Source organism: Mangrovihabitans endophyticus (assembly GCF_014646155.1).
Lineage (GTDB): Bacteria > Actinomycetota > Actinomycetes > Mycobacteriales > Micromonosporaceae > Actinoplanes > Actinoplanes endophyticus.
Map to the genome: position 1 here is coordinate 177,044 of NZ_BMMX01000005.1, position 17,421 is coordinate 194,464.

The 17,421-nt window shown below is 71.3% G+C and carries 18 protein-coding genes; 10 read left to right on the forward strand and 8 right to left on the reverse strand.

The annotated features are described in order from the left end of the window. The first annotated feature begins 43 nt into the window (after positions 1 to 43). The 6 genes from IEY73_RS09785 (at position 44) to IEY73_RS09810 (ending at position 4,009) form a co-directional block, all read left to right on the forward strand. The gene (locus IEY73_RS09785) at positions 44 to 865 is read left to right on the forward strand and encodes a DUF1206 domain-containing protein (RefSeq protein ID WP_189078799.1); all 822 of its coding nucleotides are present in this window, start codon (positions 44 to 46) and stop codon (positions 863 to 865) included. A gap of 129 nt (positions 866 to 994) precedes the next feature. After that, a complete protein-coding gene (locus IEY73_RS09790) occupies positions 995 to 2,281 on the forward strand; it encodes a mechanosensitive ion channel family protein (protein ID WP_189078800.1) in 1,287 nt (428 codons plus the stop codon). 82 nt (positions 2,282 to 2,363) lie between these two features. Continuing rightward, on the forward strand, positions 2,364 to 2,798 hold the full coding sequence (locus IEY73_RS09795) for a phage holin family protein (protein WP_189078801.1): 435 nt from the start codon (positions 2,364 to 2,366) through the stop codon (positions 2,796 to 2,798). Next, positions 2,795 to 3,217, forward strand: coding sequence for a DUF3618 domain-containing protein (locus tag IEY73_RS34380; RefSeq protein WP_189078802.1), 423 nt, complete (start codon positions 2,795 to 2,797; stop codon positions 3,215 to 3,217). Before IEY73_RS09795 ends, IEY73_RS34380 begins: the two co-directional genes overlap by 4 nt. After that, on the forward strand, positions 3,214 to 3,486 hold the full coding sequence (locus IEY73_RS09805; protein WP_189078803.1) for a DUF4235 domain-containing protein: 273 nt from the start codon (positions 3,214 to 3,216) through the stop codon (positions 3,484 to 3,486). Before IEY73_RS34380 ends, IEY73_RS09805 begins: the two co-directional genes overlap by 4 nt. A gap of 319 nt (positions 3,487 to 3,805) precedes the next feature. Beyond that, positions 3,806 to 4,009, forward strand: coding sequence for a cold-shock protein (locus IEY73_RS09810; RefSeq protein ID WP_011905669.1), 204 nt, complete (start codon positions 3,806 to 3,808; stop codon positions 4,007 to 4,009). A gap of 169 nt (positions 4,010 to 4,178) precedes the next feature. Here IEY73_RS09810 and IEY73_RS09815 read toward each other — a convergent pair whose 3' ends face one another. Next, positions 4,179 to 4,406: a hypothetical protein gene (locus tag IEY73_RS09815; protein WP_189078804.1), complete on the reverse strand. Its 228-nt coding sequence runs from the start codon at positions 4,404 to 4,406 to the stop codon at positions 4,179 to 4,181. Next, positions 4,393 to 5,370: an aldo/keto reductase gene (locus IEY73_RS09820; RefSeq protein WP_189078805.1), complete on the reverse strand. Its 978-nt coding sequence runs from the start codon at positions 5,368 to 5,370 to the stop codon at positions 4,393 to 4,395. Before IEY73_RS09820 ends, IEY73_RS09815 begins: the two co-directional genes overlap by 14 nt. A gap of 79 nt (positions 5,371 to 5,449) precedes the next feature. On the opposite strand from IEY73_RS09820, the gene IEY73_RS09825 reads away from it, so the two are divergent. Together IEY73_RS09825 and IEY73_RS09830 are read left to right on the forward strand one after the other, a co-directional pair. Further along, a complete protein-coding gene (locus IEY73_RS09825) occupies positions 5,450 to 6,256 on the forward strand; it encodes a trans-aconitate 2-methyltransferase (protein WP_189078806.1) in 807 nt (268 codons plus the stop codon). Beyond that, on the forward strand, positions 6,253 to 7,269 hold the full coding sequence (locus IEY73_RS09830) for an adenosine deaminase (protein ID WP_189078807.1): 1,017 nt from the start codon (positions 6,253 to 6,255) through the stop codon (positions 7,267 to 7,269). The genes IEY73_RS09825 and IEY73_RS09830 overlap by 4 nt, the downstream gene beginning before the upstream one ends. On the opposite strand, the gene IEY73_RS09835 is transcribed toward IEY73_RS09830, so the two are convergent. From IEY73_RS09835 to IEY73_RS09850, 4 genes are all read right to left on the reverse strand, one after another. Beyond that, on the reverse strand, positions 7,254 to 7,409 hold the full coding sequence (locus IEY73_RS09835; protein WP_189078808.1) for a hypothetical protein: 156 nt from the start codon (positions 7,407 to 7,409) through the stop codon (positions 7,254 to 7,256). The genes IEY73_RS09830 and IEY73_RS09835 overlap by 16 nt on opposite strands. Before the next feature lie 38 nt (positions 7,410 to 7,447). Next, positions 7,448 to 9,652, reverse strand: a complete 2,205-nt coding sequence (locus IEY73_RS09840) for an RICIN domain-containing protein (protein ID WP_229715707.1) — start codon at positions 9,650 to 9,652, stop codon at positions 7,448 to 7,450. Positions 9,653 to 9,982: 330 nt separating this feature from the next. After that, positions 9,983 to 11,323: an ATP-binding protein gene (locus IEY73_RS09845; protein WP_189078810.1), complete on the reverse strand. Its 1,341-nt coding sequence runs from the start codon at positions 11,321 to 11,323 to the stop codon at positions 9,983 to 9,985. Positions 11,324 to 11,400: 77 nt separating this feature from the next. Further along, a complete protein-coding gene (locus IEY73_RS09850) occupies positions 11,401 to 12,090 on the reverse strand; it encodes a response regulator transcription factor (RefSeq protein ID WP_189078811.1) in 690 nt (229 codons plus the stop codon). Between the two features lie 211 nt (positions 12,091 to 12,301). Here IEY73_RS09850 and thrS point away from each other — a divergent pair, with 211 nt between their 5' ends. Beyond that, on the forward strand, positions 12,302 to 14,302 hold the full coding sequence (gene thrS / locus IEY73_RS09855; protein WP_189078812.1) for a threonine--tRNA ligase: 2,001 nt from the start codon (positions 12,302 to 12,304) through the stop codon (positions 14,300 to 14,302). A 33-nt stretch (positions 14,303 to 14,335) separates the two neighbouring features. Here thrS and IEY73_RS09860 read toward each other — a convergent pair whose 3' ends face one another. Together IEY73_RS09860 and IEY73_RS09865 are read right to left on the reverse strand one after the other, a co-directional pair. Next, positions 14,336 to 15,610 (reverse strand): ABC transporter substrate-binding protein, encoded by a 1,275-nt coding sequence (locus tag IEY73_RS09860; protein ID WP_229715720.1) that lies wholly within the window; start codon positions 15,608 to 15,610, stop codon positions 14,336 to 14,338. Positions 15,611 to 15,612: 2 nt separating this feature from the next. Next, positions 15,613 to 16,782: a GGDEF domain-containing protein gene (locus IEY73_RS09865; protein ID WP_189078814.1), complete on the reverse strand. Its 1,170-nt coding sequence runs from the start codon at positions 16,780 to 16,782 to the stop codon at positions 15,613 to 15,615. A gap of 163 nt (positions 16,783 to 16,945) precedes the next feature. Between IEY73_RS09865 and IEY73_RS09870 the strand changes: the two genes are divergently transcribed. After that, positions 16,946 to 17,404: an HIT family protein gene (locus IEY73_RS09870; RefSeq protein ID WP_189078862.1), complete on the forward strand. Its 459-nt coding sequence runs from the start codon at positions 16,946 to 16,948 to the stop codon at positions 17,402 to 17,404. The last annotated feature ends 17 nt before the right edge of the window (positions 17,405 to 17,421 follow it).

The following is a 17,421-nucleotide window of genomic DNA, read 5'->3' on the forward strand; positions in this document are numbered from 1 at the left end:
GCTGATGGTTTGAGGCGAGTTGCCGCCGGTCACATACGTCGGCATGTCAGCCACTTCGCAAGCCCGGAGCACGGCGTCGCGGGCCGCCAACAGCAAACCCCTCGAATATCTGGCCCGCGCCGGTTTCGTCGCGTACGGCGTGATCCATCTGCTCCTCGCCTGGCTTGTCCTGCAGGTGGCGTTCGGCAGTTCGTCGTCCGAAGGCGACCAGTCCGGCGCGTTGCGCACCCTCGCGCAGCAGCCCGCCGGCGGATTCCTCCTCGTCCTCATCGCCATCGGCATGATCGCTCTGGCGCTGTGGCAGGCGTTCGAGGCCGTGGTGGGGGAGAGCGGTCCGCGGGGCAAGGCCGCCGCGGCCGAGCGCTTCATCTCGGTCTGCCGCACGGTGATGTACGGCTACTTCGCCTACCTGGCGATCAAGGTGCTCTCCGGTTCGAGCACCTCGCAGGCGAGCAAGTCGGAGCAGACCACCTCCACCATCATGGACAACACCGGCGGCCGGTGGCTGATCGGCGTGGTCGGGCTGGTCGTGGCCGGCGTCGGCATCGGCCTGGTGGTGTACGGCCTGAAGAAGAAGTTCGAGGAGCACCTGAACATCGGCCAGATGAGCGCCTCGGTGCGCCGGACCGTCCGCCGGCTGGGCATGACCGGGTACAGCGCCAAGGGTGTCGCGTACGGCATCGCGGGTGTGCTCGTCGTGTCGGCGGCCGTGACGTATGACCCGGACAAGGCCCGGGGCCTGGACGCCGCGTTGAAGACGCTTGCCGGAAACGACTGGGGTCCGTGGCTGCTGGCATTGATCGCGCTGGGTTTTCTCGCGCACGGCGTTTACTGTTTCTTTCAGGTGCGTTACCGCAAGGTGTGATATGCGTCAGATGTCACAGGGTGTGAGATAACTCCAAGGGTGGACTCCGCGCGCATGGGTTGATTGCACGGACTCAAGGGGCAAGCTTGAGCGCTGGCAACCGATGTATGCGTACGGAGGAGATGAAAGGTGCCCGGCATTGTGACCGTGCTGTTGGCCGTGCTCGGCGCGGCCACCGCCGCCGTCGTCGTCGTCGAGGCGACGCACAGGGTGCTGCGCCGCGTCGGCCGACGATCCGAGATCGCCGCCGACCTGGCCCGGACCGCGCACAAGCCGTTCCTGGCCACCGCCACCGTGTTCGCCGTGCAGCAGGCGGTGCGCGGCTTCGGCGGCGAGTTCCCGGCTCGCGGCGGCGTGCTGCACGCCCTGGTCCTGGTGTTCATCGCCTCCTTCGCCTGGCTCATCGGCGCGTTGCTGCTGGTGCTGGAGGACATGGCGCTGTCGCGCTGGCGCACCGACGTCGCCGACAACCTGCGCGCCCGGCGGCTCAAGACGCAGGTGGTGATGCTGCGCCGGGTGACCGTCGCGACCATCGTGGTGATCACCCTCGGCGTGATGCTGATGACCTTCCCGAACATCCGGGCGCTCGGCGCCAGCCTGCTGGCCTCCGCCGGCCTGGTCTCGGTGATCGCCGCGCTGGCCGCGCAGAGCACCCTCGGCAACCTGTTCGCCGGTCTGCAACTCGCCTTCAGCGACGCGATCCGGGTCGACGACGTGGTGGTCGTCGAGGAGGAGTGGGGCCGCATCGAGGAGATCACCCTCAGCTATGTGGTGGTGCAGATCTGGGATGAGCGCCGGCTGATCCTGCCCACGTCGTACTTCACCAGCAAGCCGTTCCAGAACTGGACCCGGACCAGCTCTGCGGTGCTCGGCACGGCGGAGATCGACATGGACTGGTCGGTGCCGGTCGACGAGCTGCGCGCCGAGATGCGCCGGGTCTGCGAGGCCACCGAGCTGTGGGACGAGCGGGTGTGCGTGCTCCAGGTGACCGACGCCGTCGGCGGGATGATCCGGGTGCGGGCCCTGGTCAGCGCGCACGACGCGCCGACCCTGTGGGATCTGCGATGCCTGGTGCGGGAGAAGCTGGTCGGCTTCGTCTGGGAGAACCAGAAACTGGCACTGCCGCGGTTGCGCGCGGATGTCGGCGGCCCCGCCCCCCGGGTGTCCGAGGAACCGGCCACCGAGCCGATCGGCGCCGCCACGCCGCAGCAGCCCACCATCACCACCCGCACCGGCAGGTCCTCCTACACCGACACGGGTGAGGGCTCCCACGTGTTCAGCGGCGACCGGGAGGGCGTCGCCCGCGGCGCCGCCTTCGTCGGGCCGGACGGCGACGACCGGGGCGGCCAGGCGAAGGGCCACGACGGTGTCCGACCGATCGGCCCGGAAGAGGTGTTGTCGGCCCCGCCGCGCTGAATGTGCCGCCCTCCGGCCCGGTGAGGATTGATGATGAACCCTGTCGGGCATACAGCGGTTCACACACGGAAAGGAGGGCACCATGGCCGATGTCCTGAACGGTGGTCCGGCCCGTCCGGTCACCGACCAGTCCACCTCCGAACTGGTGCAGCGCGCGAGTGAACAGATCACTCGACTCGTTCGCGACGAGATCGCGTTGGCCAAGGCGGAACTGACGGAAAAAGGCAAGCACGCCGGGATCGGTGCGGGCTTGTTCGGTGGTGGCGGTGTCCTCGCCCTGTACGGCGTGGGTGCGTTGATCGCAACGCTGATCATCGTGTTCAACCTGTTTCTGCCACTGTGGCTGGCCGCGCTCATCATCACGGTCGCCCTGTTCGTGGTCGCGGGCATCCTCGCGTTGCTCGGCAAGCAGCAGGTGACCCGCGCGGTGCCGCCGGAGCCGGTGGAGGCCGTGGCAAGCGTCAAGGCCGACGTCGACGAGGTGAAGCACGCGGTGAAGGGCAGGAGCCGGGAATGAGCGACAAGAACGGGTCGGGCGGCAAGCCGGACGTGGAGGCACTCCGCGCGGAGATCAAGCAGACCCGGGCCGAATTGGGCGAGACGGTGCAGGCGCTGGCCGCCAAGGCGGATGTGAAGGCGCGGGCGAAGGACGAGTTCGAGCAGACCAAGGCGCGGGTCCGGGCGCAGGCGGCGGAGGCCGCCGAGCGGGCCAAGGGGGCCGCCCGGCAGGCGGCCGGCAAGGTCCGGGGCGCCTCGGCGGAGGCCCACGGCCTGGCCGAGCAGGCCGGGGACAAGGTGCGGGAGAGCGGCGCGTTGGAGCGGGCTCATGAGGCCAGGTCCGGCGTGCAGCGCAATCCGGTCCCTTACGCGGCCACGCTGGCCGGTCTCATGGCCGTGGTCGGCATCATTCTGATCATCCGGGGGCGACGCGCATGAGCACGAAGCTGGAGAAGATCGCCATGAAGCCGGTGAACATCGCGCTGGGGTTCGGCGCGGGGGCCATCGCCGGAATGGTGTTCAAGAAGGTGTGGAAGCTGACCTCCGGTCAGGACGACGCGCCGGACGCACACGACGAAGAGCGCGGCTGGGGCGAAATCATCGCGGCGGCGGCGATCCAGGGCCTGATCTTCTCGGTGGTCCGGACCGCGGTGGCCCGTAGCGGCGCCATCGCCACCAAGCGGCTCACCGGGACCTGGCCGGACTGAGCCGCCACCTGGGCATAGACGCCGGTCGAGGCCCCCTGCATCGCGATCGCGATGTGGGGGGCCTTTTCCATATCTGCCAGGGTTTATTCGATTCTTCGGCAGGGGAGCTTTCGGGCCCGATTTTCGGGTACAGTGTGCCCAGTTTTTGCGTACGTGGTGTGCTGCTTCCGCCGGGCACACGGTGCCGACGGGTGCCGGGGCACGACGGATGGGACGTCCTCTGGAAAGGCCGCCTCAAAGGGCGCCGCTGCTCGAAAACGGTCATCGGCCCCGCCCTCCGCGGTCGGCTGGGCCGGCATTTTCAGAAGGAGAGTTCAGCATGGCGCAAGGAACCGTGAAGTGGTTCAACGCAGACAAGGGCTTTGGCTTCATCACCGTCGACGGCGGGGGTGCTGACGTGTTCGTCCACTTCTCGGCCATCCAGACGAGCGGTTACCGCACTCTGGAAGAAAACCAGCGGGTCGAGTTCGAGATCGCCCAGGGCCAGAAGGGCCCGCAGGCGGAGCAGGTTCGCCCGCTCTGAGACCATCTCGCCGGTCGTGAGGCCGGCGCTGGCGTCCCTCCGTGGGCGTCGGCTCAGCACGCACCGAGAGGCCCCGCATCCGCCCGGCGGATGCGGGGCCTCTCGCGTCGGTGCGCTCCGTGTGATCCGGGCGCGTCTCACGCCCGGATCGGTGACCGGAGGATGCCCGTTATCGCTTGGCGCGTGCCCGCAGGCGGGCACCGACGACGACCAGGACCATCCCGGCCACCCCGACCACCGGACCGGCGATCGCCCACGCGGTCACGCCGCTCATCACGCTGCCGCCGATCTCGCCCAGTCCCTGCAGGGTCCACAGCGTGCCCAGCACCACGGCGAACACACCCAGCGACATCGTCAGCCATCCCGTCAGCACGGGCGTGCCCTCACCAGCGGTCATGGACCTGGGGGCGGATCAGCTCGTCGTAGACCTGGCGCACGGCGTCCTGGGCATCCGCCCCCAGCGGCGGCAGACCGGCCGTGGCCGCGTTGCCACGGGCCTGCTCCGGGTTGCGGGCGCCGGGGATGACGACTGTCACGCCGGGCTGGTCGATCACCCAGCGCAAGGCGAACTGAGCCATGGTGAATCCGTCCGGCACGTGCGGGCGCAGGCGCCGCACCGCCTCCAGGCCGGTCGTGAAGTCCACGCCGGAGAACGTCTCGCCCACGTCGAACGCCTCACCACGCCGGTTGAACGTGCGGTGGTCGTCGGCGGCGAACGTGGTGTGCTCGTCGTAACGTCCGGACAGCAGGCCGCTGGCCAACGGCACGCGGGCGATGATGCCCACGCCGGCCGCGCTCGCGGCGGGCAGCACCCGATCCAGCGGCTTGCGTCGGAAGGCGTTCAGGATGATCTGCACGCTGGCCGTGCCGGGACGCGCGATCGCGGCGAGCGCTTCGTCGGTGCGTTCCACGCTCACGCCGTACGCCGCGATCCGCTTCTCCTGCACGAGGGTGTCGAGCGCGTCGAAGGTGGCATCCGTCGCATACACGGCGCTCGGCGGGCAGTGCAACTGGACCAGGTCGAGCGTGTCCACGCCCAGGTTGGCCCGGGACCGGTCGGTCCAGGCCCGGAAGTTGTCCAGCGTGTAGTTGCCCGGCTCCTGCGCCACACGGCGGCCCATCTTGGTCGCCACGGTGATGCCCGGCCGGTTCGCGACGAACCGCCCGATCACCTGCTCGCTGCGGCCGTCGCCGTAGACGTCGGCGGTGTCGAAGAACGTCACGCCGGCATCGGCCGCGGCGGCCAGGGTCGCGTGCGCGTCGTCCTCGGTCACCGTGCCCCAGTCGGCGCCCAGTTGCCAGGCGCCGAGACCGACCACACCGACGTCCCGGCCCATCCTCGGGAAGCTGCGATTTTCCACGGCCCGACCTTACCCCGGCATGCGATCACCTTTCACAAGACGTACGTACGGTTTAGGGTCTGGTGGGGGAGGTGATCCGATGTGGGATCCCGACGTGTACCGCCGGTTCGGCGCCGAGCGCTCCCGGCCGTTCGACGACCTGGTCGGGCGGATCGGCGCGCGGACACCGCGCGCCGTGGTCGACCTCGGCTGCGGCTCCGGTGAGCTGACCGCCGGGCTGGGCCGCCGATGGCCCGGCTCCCGGATCGTCGGCGTCGACTCCTCCGCGGAGATGATCCGCGCCGCGCGGGCACGGCCCGGCCGCTGCGCGTACGAGGTCGGCGACCTGCGCGACTTCGTGCCCGCACCGGACGTGGACGTGCTGATCAGCAACGCCGCGCTGCAATGGGTGCCGGAACATCGGGAGTTGCTGCTGCGCTGGATCGCCGGTCTGCCACCCGGCGGGTGGCTGGCGATGCAGGTGCCGGGCAACTTCGACGCCCCTTCGCACCGGGCATTGCGCGAGGTGGCCGGGCGGGCGCCGTACGCGCCGAGGCTGGCCGGCGTGGTCCGCGCCGACCCGGTCGACGACCCGTCCGGATACGCCGCGATGCTGAGCGCCGCGGGTGCGGCGGTGGACGCGTGGGAGACGACCTACGTGCACCTGCTGCCCGACGACGACGGCGATCCGCCGGTGCTGCGCTGGATGGAGGGCACCGCGTTGCGCCCGATCCGGGCCGCATTGGATGATGCGGCCTGGTCGTCCTTCCGGGCCCACCTGGCCGCCGAACTGGCGGTCGCCTACCCGCCCCGCGACGGCCTGGTGGCGTTCCCGTTCCGGCGGGTCTTCGTCGTCGCCCGCACGCCGTCCGCGCCGAACCGCACCACGGACAAGGAGCCCTCGTGACCGACCTCACCGCGTTCATCGCCGGCCTGCCCAAGGCGGAACTGCACGTGCACCACGTGGGCTCGGCCTCGCCGCGGATCGTCGCCGAGCTGGCCGCCCGGCACGAGGGCTCATCGCCGGTGCCGGCCGACCCGGCGGCGCTCGCGGACTACTTCGCGTTCCGCGACTTCCACCACTTCATCGAGGTGTACCTCACCGTGGTGGACCTGATCCGCGACGCCCAGGACGTGCGCGTGCTGACTTATGAGGTGGCCCGCGAGCTCGGCCGGCAGCAGGTCAGATATGCGGAGCTGACCGTCACGCCCTACTCGCACGTGCGCCGGGGGATCCCGGCGCCGGAATTCTGCGCGGCGATCGAGGACGCCCGTGTCGCCGCCTCCGCCGACTTCGGCGTCGACCTGCGCTGGATCTTCGACATCCCGGGCGAAGCGGGCCTGCCCGCCGCCGAGGAGACGCTGCGCGTCGCGCTCGGGGAACGGCCCGACGGGTTGGTCGGGTTCGGCCTCGGCGGCCCGGAGGAAGGCGTGTCCCGGGGGCAGTTCAAGCCGTACTTCGACAAGGCGCGGGCGGCCGGGTTGCGCAGCGTGCCGCACGCCGGGGAGTCGACCGGGCCGGAGAGCGTCTGGGAAGCGCTGCGCGAGCTGGGCGCGGAGCGGATCGGACACGGCATCGCCGCGGCGCGTGACCCGCGCCTGATGGCCCACTTGGCGGAGAACGGCATTCCGTTGGAGGTATGCCCCACCTCCAACGTCCGCACCCGCGTGGTGCCGTCGATCGCCGAGCATCCGCTCCCGGCGCTGGTCCGGGCGGGCGTGACGGTGACCGTCAACTCCGACGACCCGCCGATGTTCGGCACCACGCTGGAAGAGGAGTACGCGGTGGCGGCCCGGCTCCTCGACCTGGACGCCGACGGCGTCGCGGGGCTGGCGCGAGCCGCCGTCCGCGCGTCGTTCCTGCCGCCGAGCGGCAAGGATGCGCTGCTGGCCGAGATCGACGCCTACGGCCAGGCGTAAAGCGGCTCCTGCCAGATCGCCAGCACCGCCAGGATGCCGATGGTCAGGATCGCCACCCATCGCACCAGACGGCGAGTGTTGAACCGAGGCGCCTCGTCCTCGGAGATGTCCGGCTCCACCCGGATGTCCGTCTTCACCATGTCCATTCCCCCCTCGCCAACCGGCGATGGGCGGGCCCCTAGTTGGGCACCGCCGTCCAACTCTGCTGCCGGGATCCGTTGCCGGGCTGCAACGTCAGCAGGCGGTGCGCGCCGTATCGCTGGGACCCGACGCCCAGGACCAGGTCGCTGCCCGCCGCGTGCAAGGTGAATCCGTGGTCCGAGGCCTGCAACGACCAGCGCTGCTGATCGTCGGAGGAGCAATCGCCCTGCACCAGCGGGGTGCCCGCGACCGGATTGCCGTCCAGCGGCTGCACGCACTTGCGCGTCGCCTGCGATTGCAGGGTGAACGTCTGCTTCCCGGCCGGAACCAGGCGCCACTGCTGTTGCGCGTTGCCGTCGGCGCCGTTGAGCACCACCGGCGTGCCGTTGGTGGTCCGCGCCGCGTACAGGTCCGCCGCGTCCCCGGTCAACGAGTTCGTCAGCACGAACCAGGAGTTCTGTGTCGGCCGCGCGGCCGGCGCGCTGCGCGCCGTGGCCGTCGCCGCGTACCCGGAGGCGGCGTGCCGGATGACCACCCGGTAGGACGCGTCCGGCCGCAGACCGATGAGCTGGGCCTGGGTCGCCACGGTGGTCGCCACCGGTTCACCGTCGACCGACACGTCGTATCGGGCGTCCGGGGCGGCGGCGCTCCAGCGCAGCCGGACCGCCGTGCTGGTCGGGTCGCGCACCTCCAGCACCGCCTCGACCTTCGCGGCGGCCACCGGCGCGACCGCCGTCTCGGCACGGTGCGCCGACGCGTCGCGGGTGGCCGGCGACGCCGCACGCGTGCCGGCCTCCGCGGGCTGCTCTCCGCCCGGCCCTGACTCACCCGGCCCTGACTCACCGGGCCCCGACTCACCGGGCCCGGAGTCGCCCGGCCCCGACTGGCCCGGCCCCGACTGGCCCGGCTTCTGACCGGCGGACGGCGTCGGGCCGGCCGGGGAGGAGTCGGCTTCAACGGTCTCGGCCTCCGGCTCCGCGCCGGGTTCGGCGTCGCTCGTCGCGGAGGCGGTGGGCGTGGCGCTGGTCGCCGCGGACGGTGCCGGCGCGGCACCGGTGGTGGCCGGCACGCCGGGCAGATCCTCACCGCCGTCGCTCTTGAGCAGGAACTCGCTCGCCGCCACGTTCCAGTGGGTGGCCAGGTAGCTGCCCGGCGGCGGCGCGGTGCTGAAGTAGTCGTCGTGGCCGCAGTCCAGCCGGACCTGGTGCTTCTTCGGGCACACCGACCGCGCCGCGGTCTGTGACCGGTCCGGGCCGCACAGCAGGTCGTAGGCGTCCGTGCAACTGCCCGCCCCGGTGGAGTTGGGCGAGTCACGCAGCACCGCACCCAGGGTGTGCGTCAGCTCGTGCGCCGCCATCGCCGAACTCCAGCATCCGGCGTCCACCCGCCCGTAGGAGGGACCGCCGTTGTTGCGGTTGCCCAGTCCCGGCCGGTTGTCGGCGACGAAGGTGCCGATGCCGCAGTAGACGTTGGTGTCGGCGAAGATCAGGTACTTGCGGTCGGTGCGGTTGTACCCGAGGGTCTGCAGCGCGTCGATGTTCCTCCGGAACGTGCTCAGCGCGTCCTCGGGCACCTGCACCTCGGCGACGTCCACCCGGCACTGCGGCGTGGTGACGAAACGCAGATGACGGGAACCGCCGGTCTCCGCCGCGCTGGCGTCGAAGATCCGGTCGGCGCCGGCCGCCCACACCCGCATCGAGCCGAGGAAGTCGCTGTACCGGCTGGGGGTGCCGAATTCGTGCAGGTAGAGCACCTGGACGCGCTTGCCGTTGCGGCCGTCGCCCTCGCACGCCACGTCATGGTTGCCCATCACGAAGTCGGCCTCGCCGGGTGCCATGTCGGGGACCAGGGCGGGCGCGTCCGGGGTCAGCGCGCTGCCGCCCTCGTCACGCACGATCTCGGCGTCGGTCGGCACGTCGCCGGTGTCGCGGCGCGGCGCGGCGGGCTCGGGCGACTTGCCGGCCACCGGCGCGACGTCCCGGCGGGCCTTCAGCCCGGCCGGCACCGCGTCCGGGCCGTGCGTGCAGGTCTGCTCGTCCAGCTCGTAGGTGCCGGCGCAGAGAGAGTCCGCCGCGGCCGGCTTGAGTCCCTCGTAGACCAGGCCCTTCTCCGGGGCGTCGTCGGGCAGCGCGGCAAGCGTCACGCGTTCGTGGTCGGCCCCACCGCCGTCCGGGCTCCAGCCGCCGCCCACCACACTGGGACCGGCCATCGCCGCGATTCCCAGCAGCGTGACGCCGAGCACAACAGGCAGCAGACGGTACGCCTGGCTGCGCGTGGGCGCCCGGCGGCGTCCCCGCGCGGGCGTCGCACGGGGACGTGGGGGCGTCCCCCCGCGCGGCGCAGGCCGTCGATGCGCGGACAAGACGTCTCCTCGTTGAGCGGGGGCGCGGTGGGAGGGGGCTATGGGGTGGCCTCCTCCCACCGCATGATGGTTCCACCGGGCCGGATGGTGGGGACTTGCGGACACCGAACCGGGAAACCGGATGGGATCGGAGGAAAGCGTGCCATCGGGCGCGGTCGCGCGGAATGGCCTTAATAGAGATCTAAGCAAGTGTTGTACCGATCGGGGCGATCACGGTGCGTCGTCCGGGTGGTGCGGCCACTTGCGCCCCGCGTCACGTTCGCGGGCCAGACGACCCACGAGCCCGAACCGGTTGTTCGCCGGCTTGGCCGGGGCCTCCGCGTCGGCAAGCATCATCACCACGCTGGCGCCGCCCATCGAGGAGCGTGCCAGGCTCACCGAGCCGCCCGCGGCCTGGGCCGCGCGCCGCGCGATGTCCAGTCCCAGGCCGGTGGAGCCCTTGGCGCTCTCGCCGCGGCGCACCGCCTTCTGCGGGTCCGCGATGCCCGGCCCGGCGTCGTCCACGCGGACCGCCACCCACCCGTCGCGGCGGGAGATGCCGACTTCGAAGGCGGTGCCCTGCGCGGTGTACCGGAACACGTTGCCCAGCACCGCGTCCAGGGCCGCGGCCAGCTCCGCCCGAGCGACCGGCACCGGGATGCGCAGGTGCGCGCCGACCACGCGGTGCGGCCGGTTCTGGTCCCCGGCCAGCGCGGACCAGAACACCATCCGGTTGCGCACCACCTCGCTGGCGTCGCACACACCCTCCTCGGGCGCGGACGCGACCTGGGCCGCGACCGCCTTGCGCGTGGTGTTGATGAGCTGGTCGACCTCACCCTCCAGGGTGACGATCGCCTGGCGGATGCGCCGGATGCCGCGGCGCCGGTCCAGCTCCTGCGCCGGCAGCCCGATCATCGTGTCGTCCGGGTCCAGCGCCTCGGCGTCCAGCCGGAGCACGGTGAGCGGGGTGCGCAGGCGGTGTGACAGGTCGGCCACCATCTCGCGTTCGCTGGTGCGCGACGTGACCAGGCGGTCGGCCATCCGATTGAAGGCGAACCCCGCCTCGGCCAGTTCCCGCGGACCGCTGGGCTGAATGCGCACGCCGAGGTCGCCGCCGCCGACGGCCAGCGCCGCGTGCACCAGGTTGCGCGCCGAGGAGACCGCGCCGCGGGCCAGCCGGTCCACCACGATCACCGATCCGGCGACCACGGCGAGGGCGACGCCCAGCAGGATCCACCAGTCCCGGCCGGTGTCCCGGTGCAGTTCACCGTCCGGGACGAAGACCTCCACCACCGACGTCTTTTCGCCGGTCGTCACCGGCCGTAACCGCACCACACCACCGTCCACCGCGACGGTGGCCGGCTCGGCGGAGGTGGCCGTGGCGGTGATCCGGTCGGCGGGTGCGCGACCGCCGTCGGTCTCGCCCGGGGCGTGCACCACCGTGTCACCGCCGGCCGCCGCGCGGGCCGCCTCCACCCCTTTCGTGTTCGCGCCCGCGGCGATCGCGCCGGCCACCGTGGCGGCGCGCTCGTCGGCCGCGGACAGGGCGGCCTCGCGGTGGTCGTTGCGCATCTCCCAGCCGAGCGGGACGAGGAAGGTCAGGGCGGCGATCGCGGTGGTGGCGGCGCTGACATAGGCCAGCCGCCCTCTCAGTCCGGCGCCACCAACCGGAATCCGACTCCCCGCACGGTGCGCAGGTAGCGCGGCTTCGCCGCGGATTCGCCCAGTTTCCGACGGAGCCAGTACAGATGGACGTCGATCGTCTGGTCCTCGCCGACTGACGGCTGTCGCCATACCTCCTCCAACAGCTCACGGCGTGAGACAACCCGGCCCGGTCGAGCGGCGAGGTATGCCAGCAGGTCGAATTCCTTGCGGGTGAGCGCCAGCGCGGTCTCGCCCAGGCTGGCGCTGCGTTCCCCGACGTCCACCCGCAGCTCGCCGACCTCGTGCACCGCGGGCTGCGCGGTGCGGCTGGCCCGGCCAACCCGGCGCAGCACCGTGGTGATGCGCGCGTCCAGATGCGCTCCGGTGAACGGCTTGACCATGTAGTCGTCGGCGCCGGCGCGCAGCAGGCGCACGACGGTCTGCTCGTCGTCGCGGGCGGTCGCGATGATGATGGGCACGTCCGTGATGCCGCGCAACATCCGCAGCGCATCGGAGCCGTCGAGATCCGGCAGACCCAGGTCGAGCACGACCAGGTCCGGGGTCTCGGCAGCGACCCGGCGCAACGCGTCGAGCGCGGTGCCGACGGCGTGCACGGCGTGCCCGCGGTCGGAGAGGGACCGCAGCATGGCGCCGCGCACGACGTGATCGTCTTCGACGAGCAACACCGTGGCCATGCGAAGAAGGTACTGCCACTGGCAAGCATCGCCTAAACGGTGATGCAGTGGCATCCCTTGATGACGGAAAGTCACGATGATCAGTGCGCCTCGCGGGCCGGAAAATGGGCTGACAAGGCGCGCACGAGCGGCGCAAATGGACCTACTAGCATCGTGACGAACGGTCCGCCCGCCGCGTCGGCGGGCCCGCATCGCAACCCGAGGAGAAAACGTGTCTGCACGCCCTGATCCCGTCGTGGCCGACTCCGTCGTCGTCCCGGCCGGGACGACGGCGGCCGACGCGGTCGCCGCCGCGGGGTTGCCCCGCATCGGACCGCGTGCCGTGGTGGTGGTGCGCGACCCGTCCGGTCGGCTGCGCGACCTGGACTGGGCGCCCGAGCTGGACACCGAGGTGGCGCCGGTCACCATCGACTCGCCGGAGGGTCTGGCCGTGCTGCGGCACTCCACCGCCCACGTGCTGGCGCAGGCGGTGCAGGATCTCTTCCCGGAGGCCAAACTCGGCATCGGCCCGCCGATCGAGAACGGGTTCTACTACGACTTCGACGTGGAGAAGCCGTTCCAGCCGGACGACCTGTCCAAGATCGAGAAGCGGATGCAGCAGATCGTCAAGGCCGGTCAGACCTTCCGCCGCCGGGAGTACGCGTCGGCGGAGCAGGCCAAGATGGAGCTGGCGCACGAGCCGTACAAACTGGAGCTGGTCGACATCAAGGGCGACGTCGACGCGGCCGAGGTGATGGAGGTCGGCCACGGGGAGCTGACCCATTACGACAACCTCGACTCCGGCGGCGAGCGGGTCTGGGGCGACCTGTGCCGCGGCCCGCACCTGCCCAGCACCCGGATGATCCCGGCGTTCAAGCTGATGCGCTCGGCCGCCGCCTACTGGCGGGGCAGCGAGAAGAACCCGCAGCTCCAGCGGATCTACGGCACCGCCTGGCCGAGCCGGGACGAGCTGAAGGCGTACCTGACCCGGCTCGCCGAGGCCGAGCGGCGCGACCACCGCAAGCTCGGCAGCGAGCTGGACCTGTTCTCGTTCCCCGACGAGCTCGGCAGCGGGCTGCCGGTGTTCCACCCCAAGGGTGGCGTGATCAAGCGGGAGATGGAGGACTACGTCCGCGCCCGGCACATCGAGGAGGGCTTCCAGTACGTCGGCACCCCGCACATCAGCAAGGAGGGACTGTTCCACACCTCCGGGCACCTGCCGTACTACGCGGAGACCATGTTCCCGCCGATGAGCATGGAGGGCAGCGACTACTACCTCAAGGCCATGAACTGCCCGATGCACAACCTGATCTTCCGGTCGCGCGGGCGCTCGTACCGGGAACTGCCGCTGCGGCTGTTCGAGTTCGGGTCGGTCTACCGCTACGAGAAGTCCGGCGTGATCCACGGCCTGACCCGGGTGCGCGGGTTCGCCCAGGACGACTCGCACTCGTACGTGACCCGCGAGGACGCGCCGCACGAGATCGAGCACCTGCTGACCTTCATCCTGTCGCTGCTGCGCGACTTCGGCCTGGACGACTTCTATCTGGAGCTGTCCACCCGGGACCCCAAGAGCGACAAGTTCATCGGCAGCGACGAGCAGTGGGAGACCGGCACCCGGGTGCTTGAGGAGGTCGCCGTGGCGTCCGGCCTGGAGCTGGTGCCCGACCCGGGCGGCGCGGCCTACTACGGGCCGAAGATCAGCGTGCAGGCCCGCGACGCGATCGGGCGCACCTGGCAGATGTCGACCATTCAGTACGACTTCAACCAGCCCGCCCGGTTCGGGCTGGAATACCAGGCCGCCGACGGCTCGCGGCAGGAGCCGGTGATGATCCACGCGGCGAAGTTCGGCTCCATCGAGCGGTTCCTCGGCGTGCTGGTGGAGCACTACGCGGGCGCCTTCCCGGCATGGCTCGCGCCGGTTCAGGTGGTCGGCATCCCGATCCGTGACGACCACGGCGGCTACCTGGAGGAGTTCGCCGCCCGGCTGCGCCGCGAGGGGATCCGGATCGAGGTGGACCACTCCACCGACCGGATGCAGAAGAAGATCCGCACCGCGCAGCAGCAGAAGATCCCGTTCATGGCGATCGCCGGGGACGACGACGTGACCGGCGGCACGGTCTCCTTCCGCTACCGCGACGGTTCGCAGCGCAACGGCGTGCCGCTGGACGAGGCGATCGCGCACGTGGTGGAGGTCGTGCGGTCGCGGGTGAACACCGGCCCGTCGGCCGCCTGAGCGCCGCTCGACGGTTCCGCGCGCAGCCCGGCCTCAGGGCAGCGCGCGGACCTGCGCGGTGGCTTGTTTCCAGGCCCGGTACGGGGTCAGCTCGCCGGTCTCCACCTTGGACAACATGCCGGTGACGATGTCCCGCGCCGCCGCGTTGCGCAGACCCAGATACTGCGCGGGCTTGCGGTTCGCCGCCGCGGTATAGATCTTGCCGACCGGTGCGTCGCGGAAGAACGCGCTGCGGTAACCGGTCACCGCGGGATCGTCGTAAAGCTGCGGCGTGGACGGCAGGTTGCCGGTCTCCCGGAAGACGCGCAACTGCTGCTCGGGTGCGGTCAACCAGGCGGCGAGCCGGTAGGCCTCCCGGGGGTGGGCGCTCTGCCGGGGCACGGTGAGCCAGGATCCGCCCCAGTTGCCGGCGCCGCCGGGCACCGTCGTCACGTCCCACTGCGCCCGGCTGGCCGGTGCGTTCTCCTGGATCCAGCCGAGGAACCACGCCGGGCAGGTCAGCGTGGCGAACCGGGCGCCCTGCAGCGCGGCCACCCACTGCGCGCTGAACGGCTTGTACTTCGCGGACTGGTTGGCGTCCACCATCTGAATCGCGGTGTTCCAGGCGGTCCGCACGCCCGGGTCGCGCTCCATGATCAGATTTTCGTCGCGGTCGTAGTAGCCGTACGTCTGCTGGGCGAGGATCTGGTTGTAGAGGTTGTCGGCGGAGTCGGTCCAGGCCGCCGGTAGCTGGGCCACGTTGAAACGCTTGCCCGCCTCGATGTAGTCCGCCCAGGTGGGCCACAGCTCGGCCACGGCGTCGCGGTCGGTGGGCAGCCCGGCCTGAGCGAACAGGTCCGGCCGGTAACACATGGCCAGCCCGCCGACGTCGGTGCCCAGCCCGATCTGCGCGCTGCCGTCGGCGGTGAGCGTGGCGTCCCACTTCCACCGCAGCCAGTTGTCCTTCTTCTTGCCCGCGCCCAGGTCCAGCAGGTTGACGAAGTCGTCCGCCCGGGTGCGGAACTGGACCACGTAGTTCTCCTCCACGGCGACCACGTCGCCGGCCCCGGTGCCGGTGTCCAGCGCCTCGGTGAGCGCGCTGTGGTGCTCGTCGAACGCCCGCACCCGCTCGACCACGTGCACCTCGGGGTGGGCCTTCTCGTATTCGCGGATCAGCGACCGGTATCCGAAGGTGCCGAAGGTGTCCACGGTCAGCGTGATCCGTCCGTCCGCGGCTTCCTCGCCGGTCCCCGCGCACGCGGCGAGGCCGGCCAGCAGGGGCACGCAGAGCAGCGCCGCGGCGCGGCGCCGGGCGGGGCACAGAGACATCGTCACGGGGCGACCACCTTGGTGTCTGATGCGGGCTCGGAGGTTTCCGGCTGGTACGCCAGCACCCCGGAATCGGTTCGTTTTGCCTGGTACATCGCGATGTCGGCGCAGTGCAGCAGGGCGCTGAGCTCGGTGGCGTGGTGGGGGGCCACGGCCGCGCCGGCGCTGACGCCGACCCGGACCCGGCCGCCGTCGATGGGCACCGGCTCGCACACCGCCGCGGCGAGCCTGCGGGCGACGGCCAGCGCGCCGTCCAGCCCGGTGGCCGGCAACAGGACCGCGAACTCGTCGCCGCCCAGCCGGATCACCGAGGCGGGCGCCGGGCAGATCAGGTCCATCCGCTCGGCGACCGTGCACAGCAACTGGTCGCCGGCGCTGTGCCCGAAGCCGTCGTTGACGCTCTTGAAACCGTTGAGGTCCAGGAGCAGCAGCGCGGCCGGATCCTCCGCCGTCGCCGCGGGCAACGCCGTCCCGGCGGCGCGCCGCAGCAGTTCCCGGTTGCCCAGGCCGGTGAGCACGTCGTGCATCGCGGCGTGGTCCTGGTCGAGTTGCCGCCGCCGCACCTGCCACACCGCGCCCAGGGCGACCAGCAGGACGAACAGGCCGCCGGCGTAGAGCATCCACAGGCTGCGCCCGATGGAGGCGTCCACGTCACCGCTGGGCACCCGGATCACGGCCAGGGCGTCCGGGTCGTCGTCCCCGTTGACGTCGTACGGGTGGGTCACCTCCAGCAGGTCCGCGCCGCTGTCCGGGTCGGTGACCGGCGTCGCCGTGGTCCGGCCGGTATCGGTGAAGGCGGCGTCCGGCGGCCGGTTCGGGGCTTCGCCGTACGCGTGGTAGGGGTCGACGTAGACGAGCTGGCCGTCGGACAGCGCCCAGATGGTCAGCCCGGTGAGACGGCCGTGCTGGGACAGCAGCACCACGTCGGTGTCCAACTGTGCCCGGTTGGCCGGATGCAGCGAGGCGGTGATGTCGTTGAGGGTCAGGTTGCGGTCGATGACCAGTGCGGTCAGCACGGCCGCGGACTGGGCGGCGCTGTCGAGGCTGCGGTCCCGGACCTGCCGCTGCAACGCCGCCACGCCGCCGACCACGGTGGCCACGATCAACGCCAGCACGGCGAGCAGCGTGCGCCACGATGTTGGCGCGGCCGTACCGGCCCGGCGGAGGGTCACGCAGGTGGAGATCGACCGTCGGGCGGGATAGTTGAGCGGGACGGTCCGCCGGATCGGCGTGACATAGTCTCGGGCGGTGAGCGACGCTGAGATCGGGGACTCGAATGTGCCGGCCGTCACGGGCGAGCCGGACGGCTGGGACCGGCTCTGGACCCCGCACCGGATGGGTTACGTCGCCGGCACGGACAAGCCGGCCGGCTGCCCGTTCTGTCGGGCTCCGTCGCTTCCTGCGGAGCGGAACCTGGTGGTGGCCCGTGGTGACCTGGTCTACGCGGTGCTCAACCTCTACCCGTACAACCCCGGGCATCTGCTGATCTGTCCGTACCGGCATGTCGCCGACTACACCGAGCTGGATGACGCGGAGACCGTCGAACTGGCCGCCTTCACCCGTCGCGCCATGCGGGTGATCCGGCACGCCAGCCGGCCGCACGGCTTCAACATCGGCATGAACCAGGGCGGGGTGGCGGGCGCCGGCGTGGCCGAGCACCTGCACCAGCACGTCGTGCCGCGATGGGGCGGCGACGCCAACTTCATGCCGGTGATCGGCCGCACCAAGGTGCTGCCGCAGGTGCTCGGCGACACCCGGGAACTGCTGGAGAAGTCCTGGACCGAGGCCGGCTGAGCACGGCCGGCCTCGAC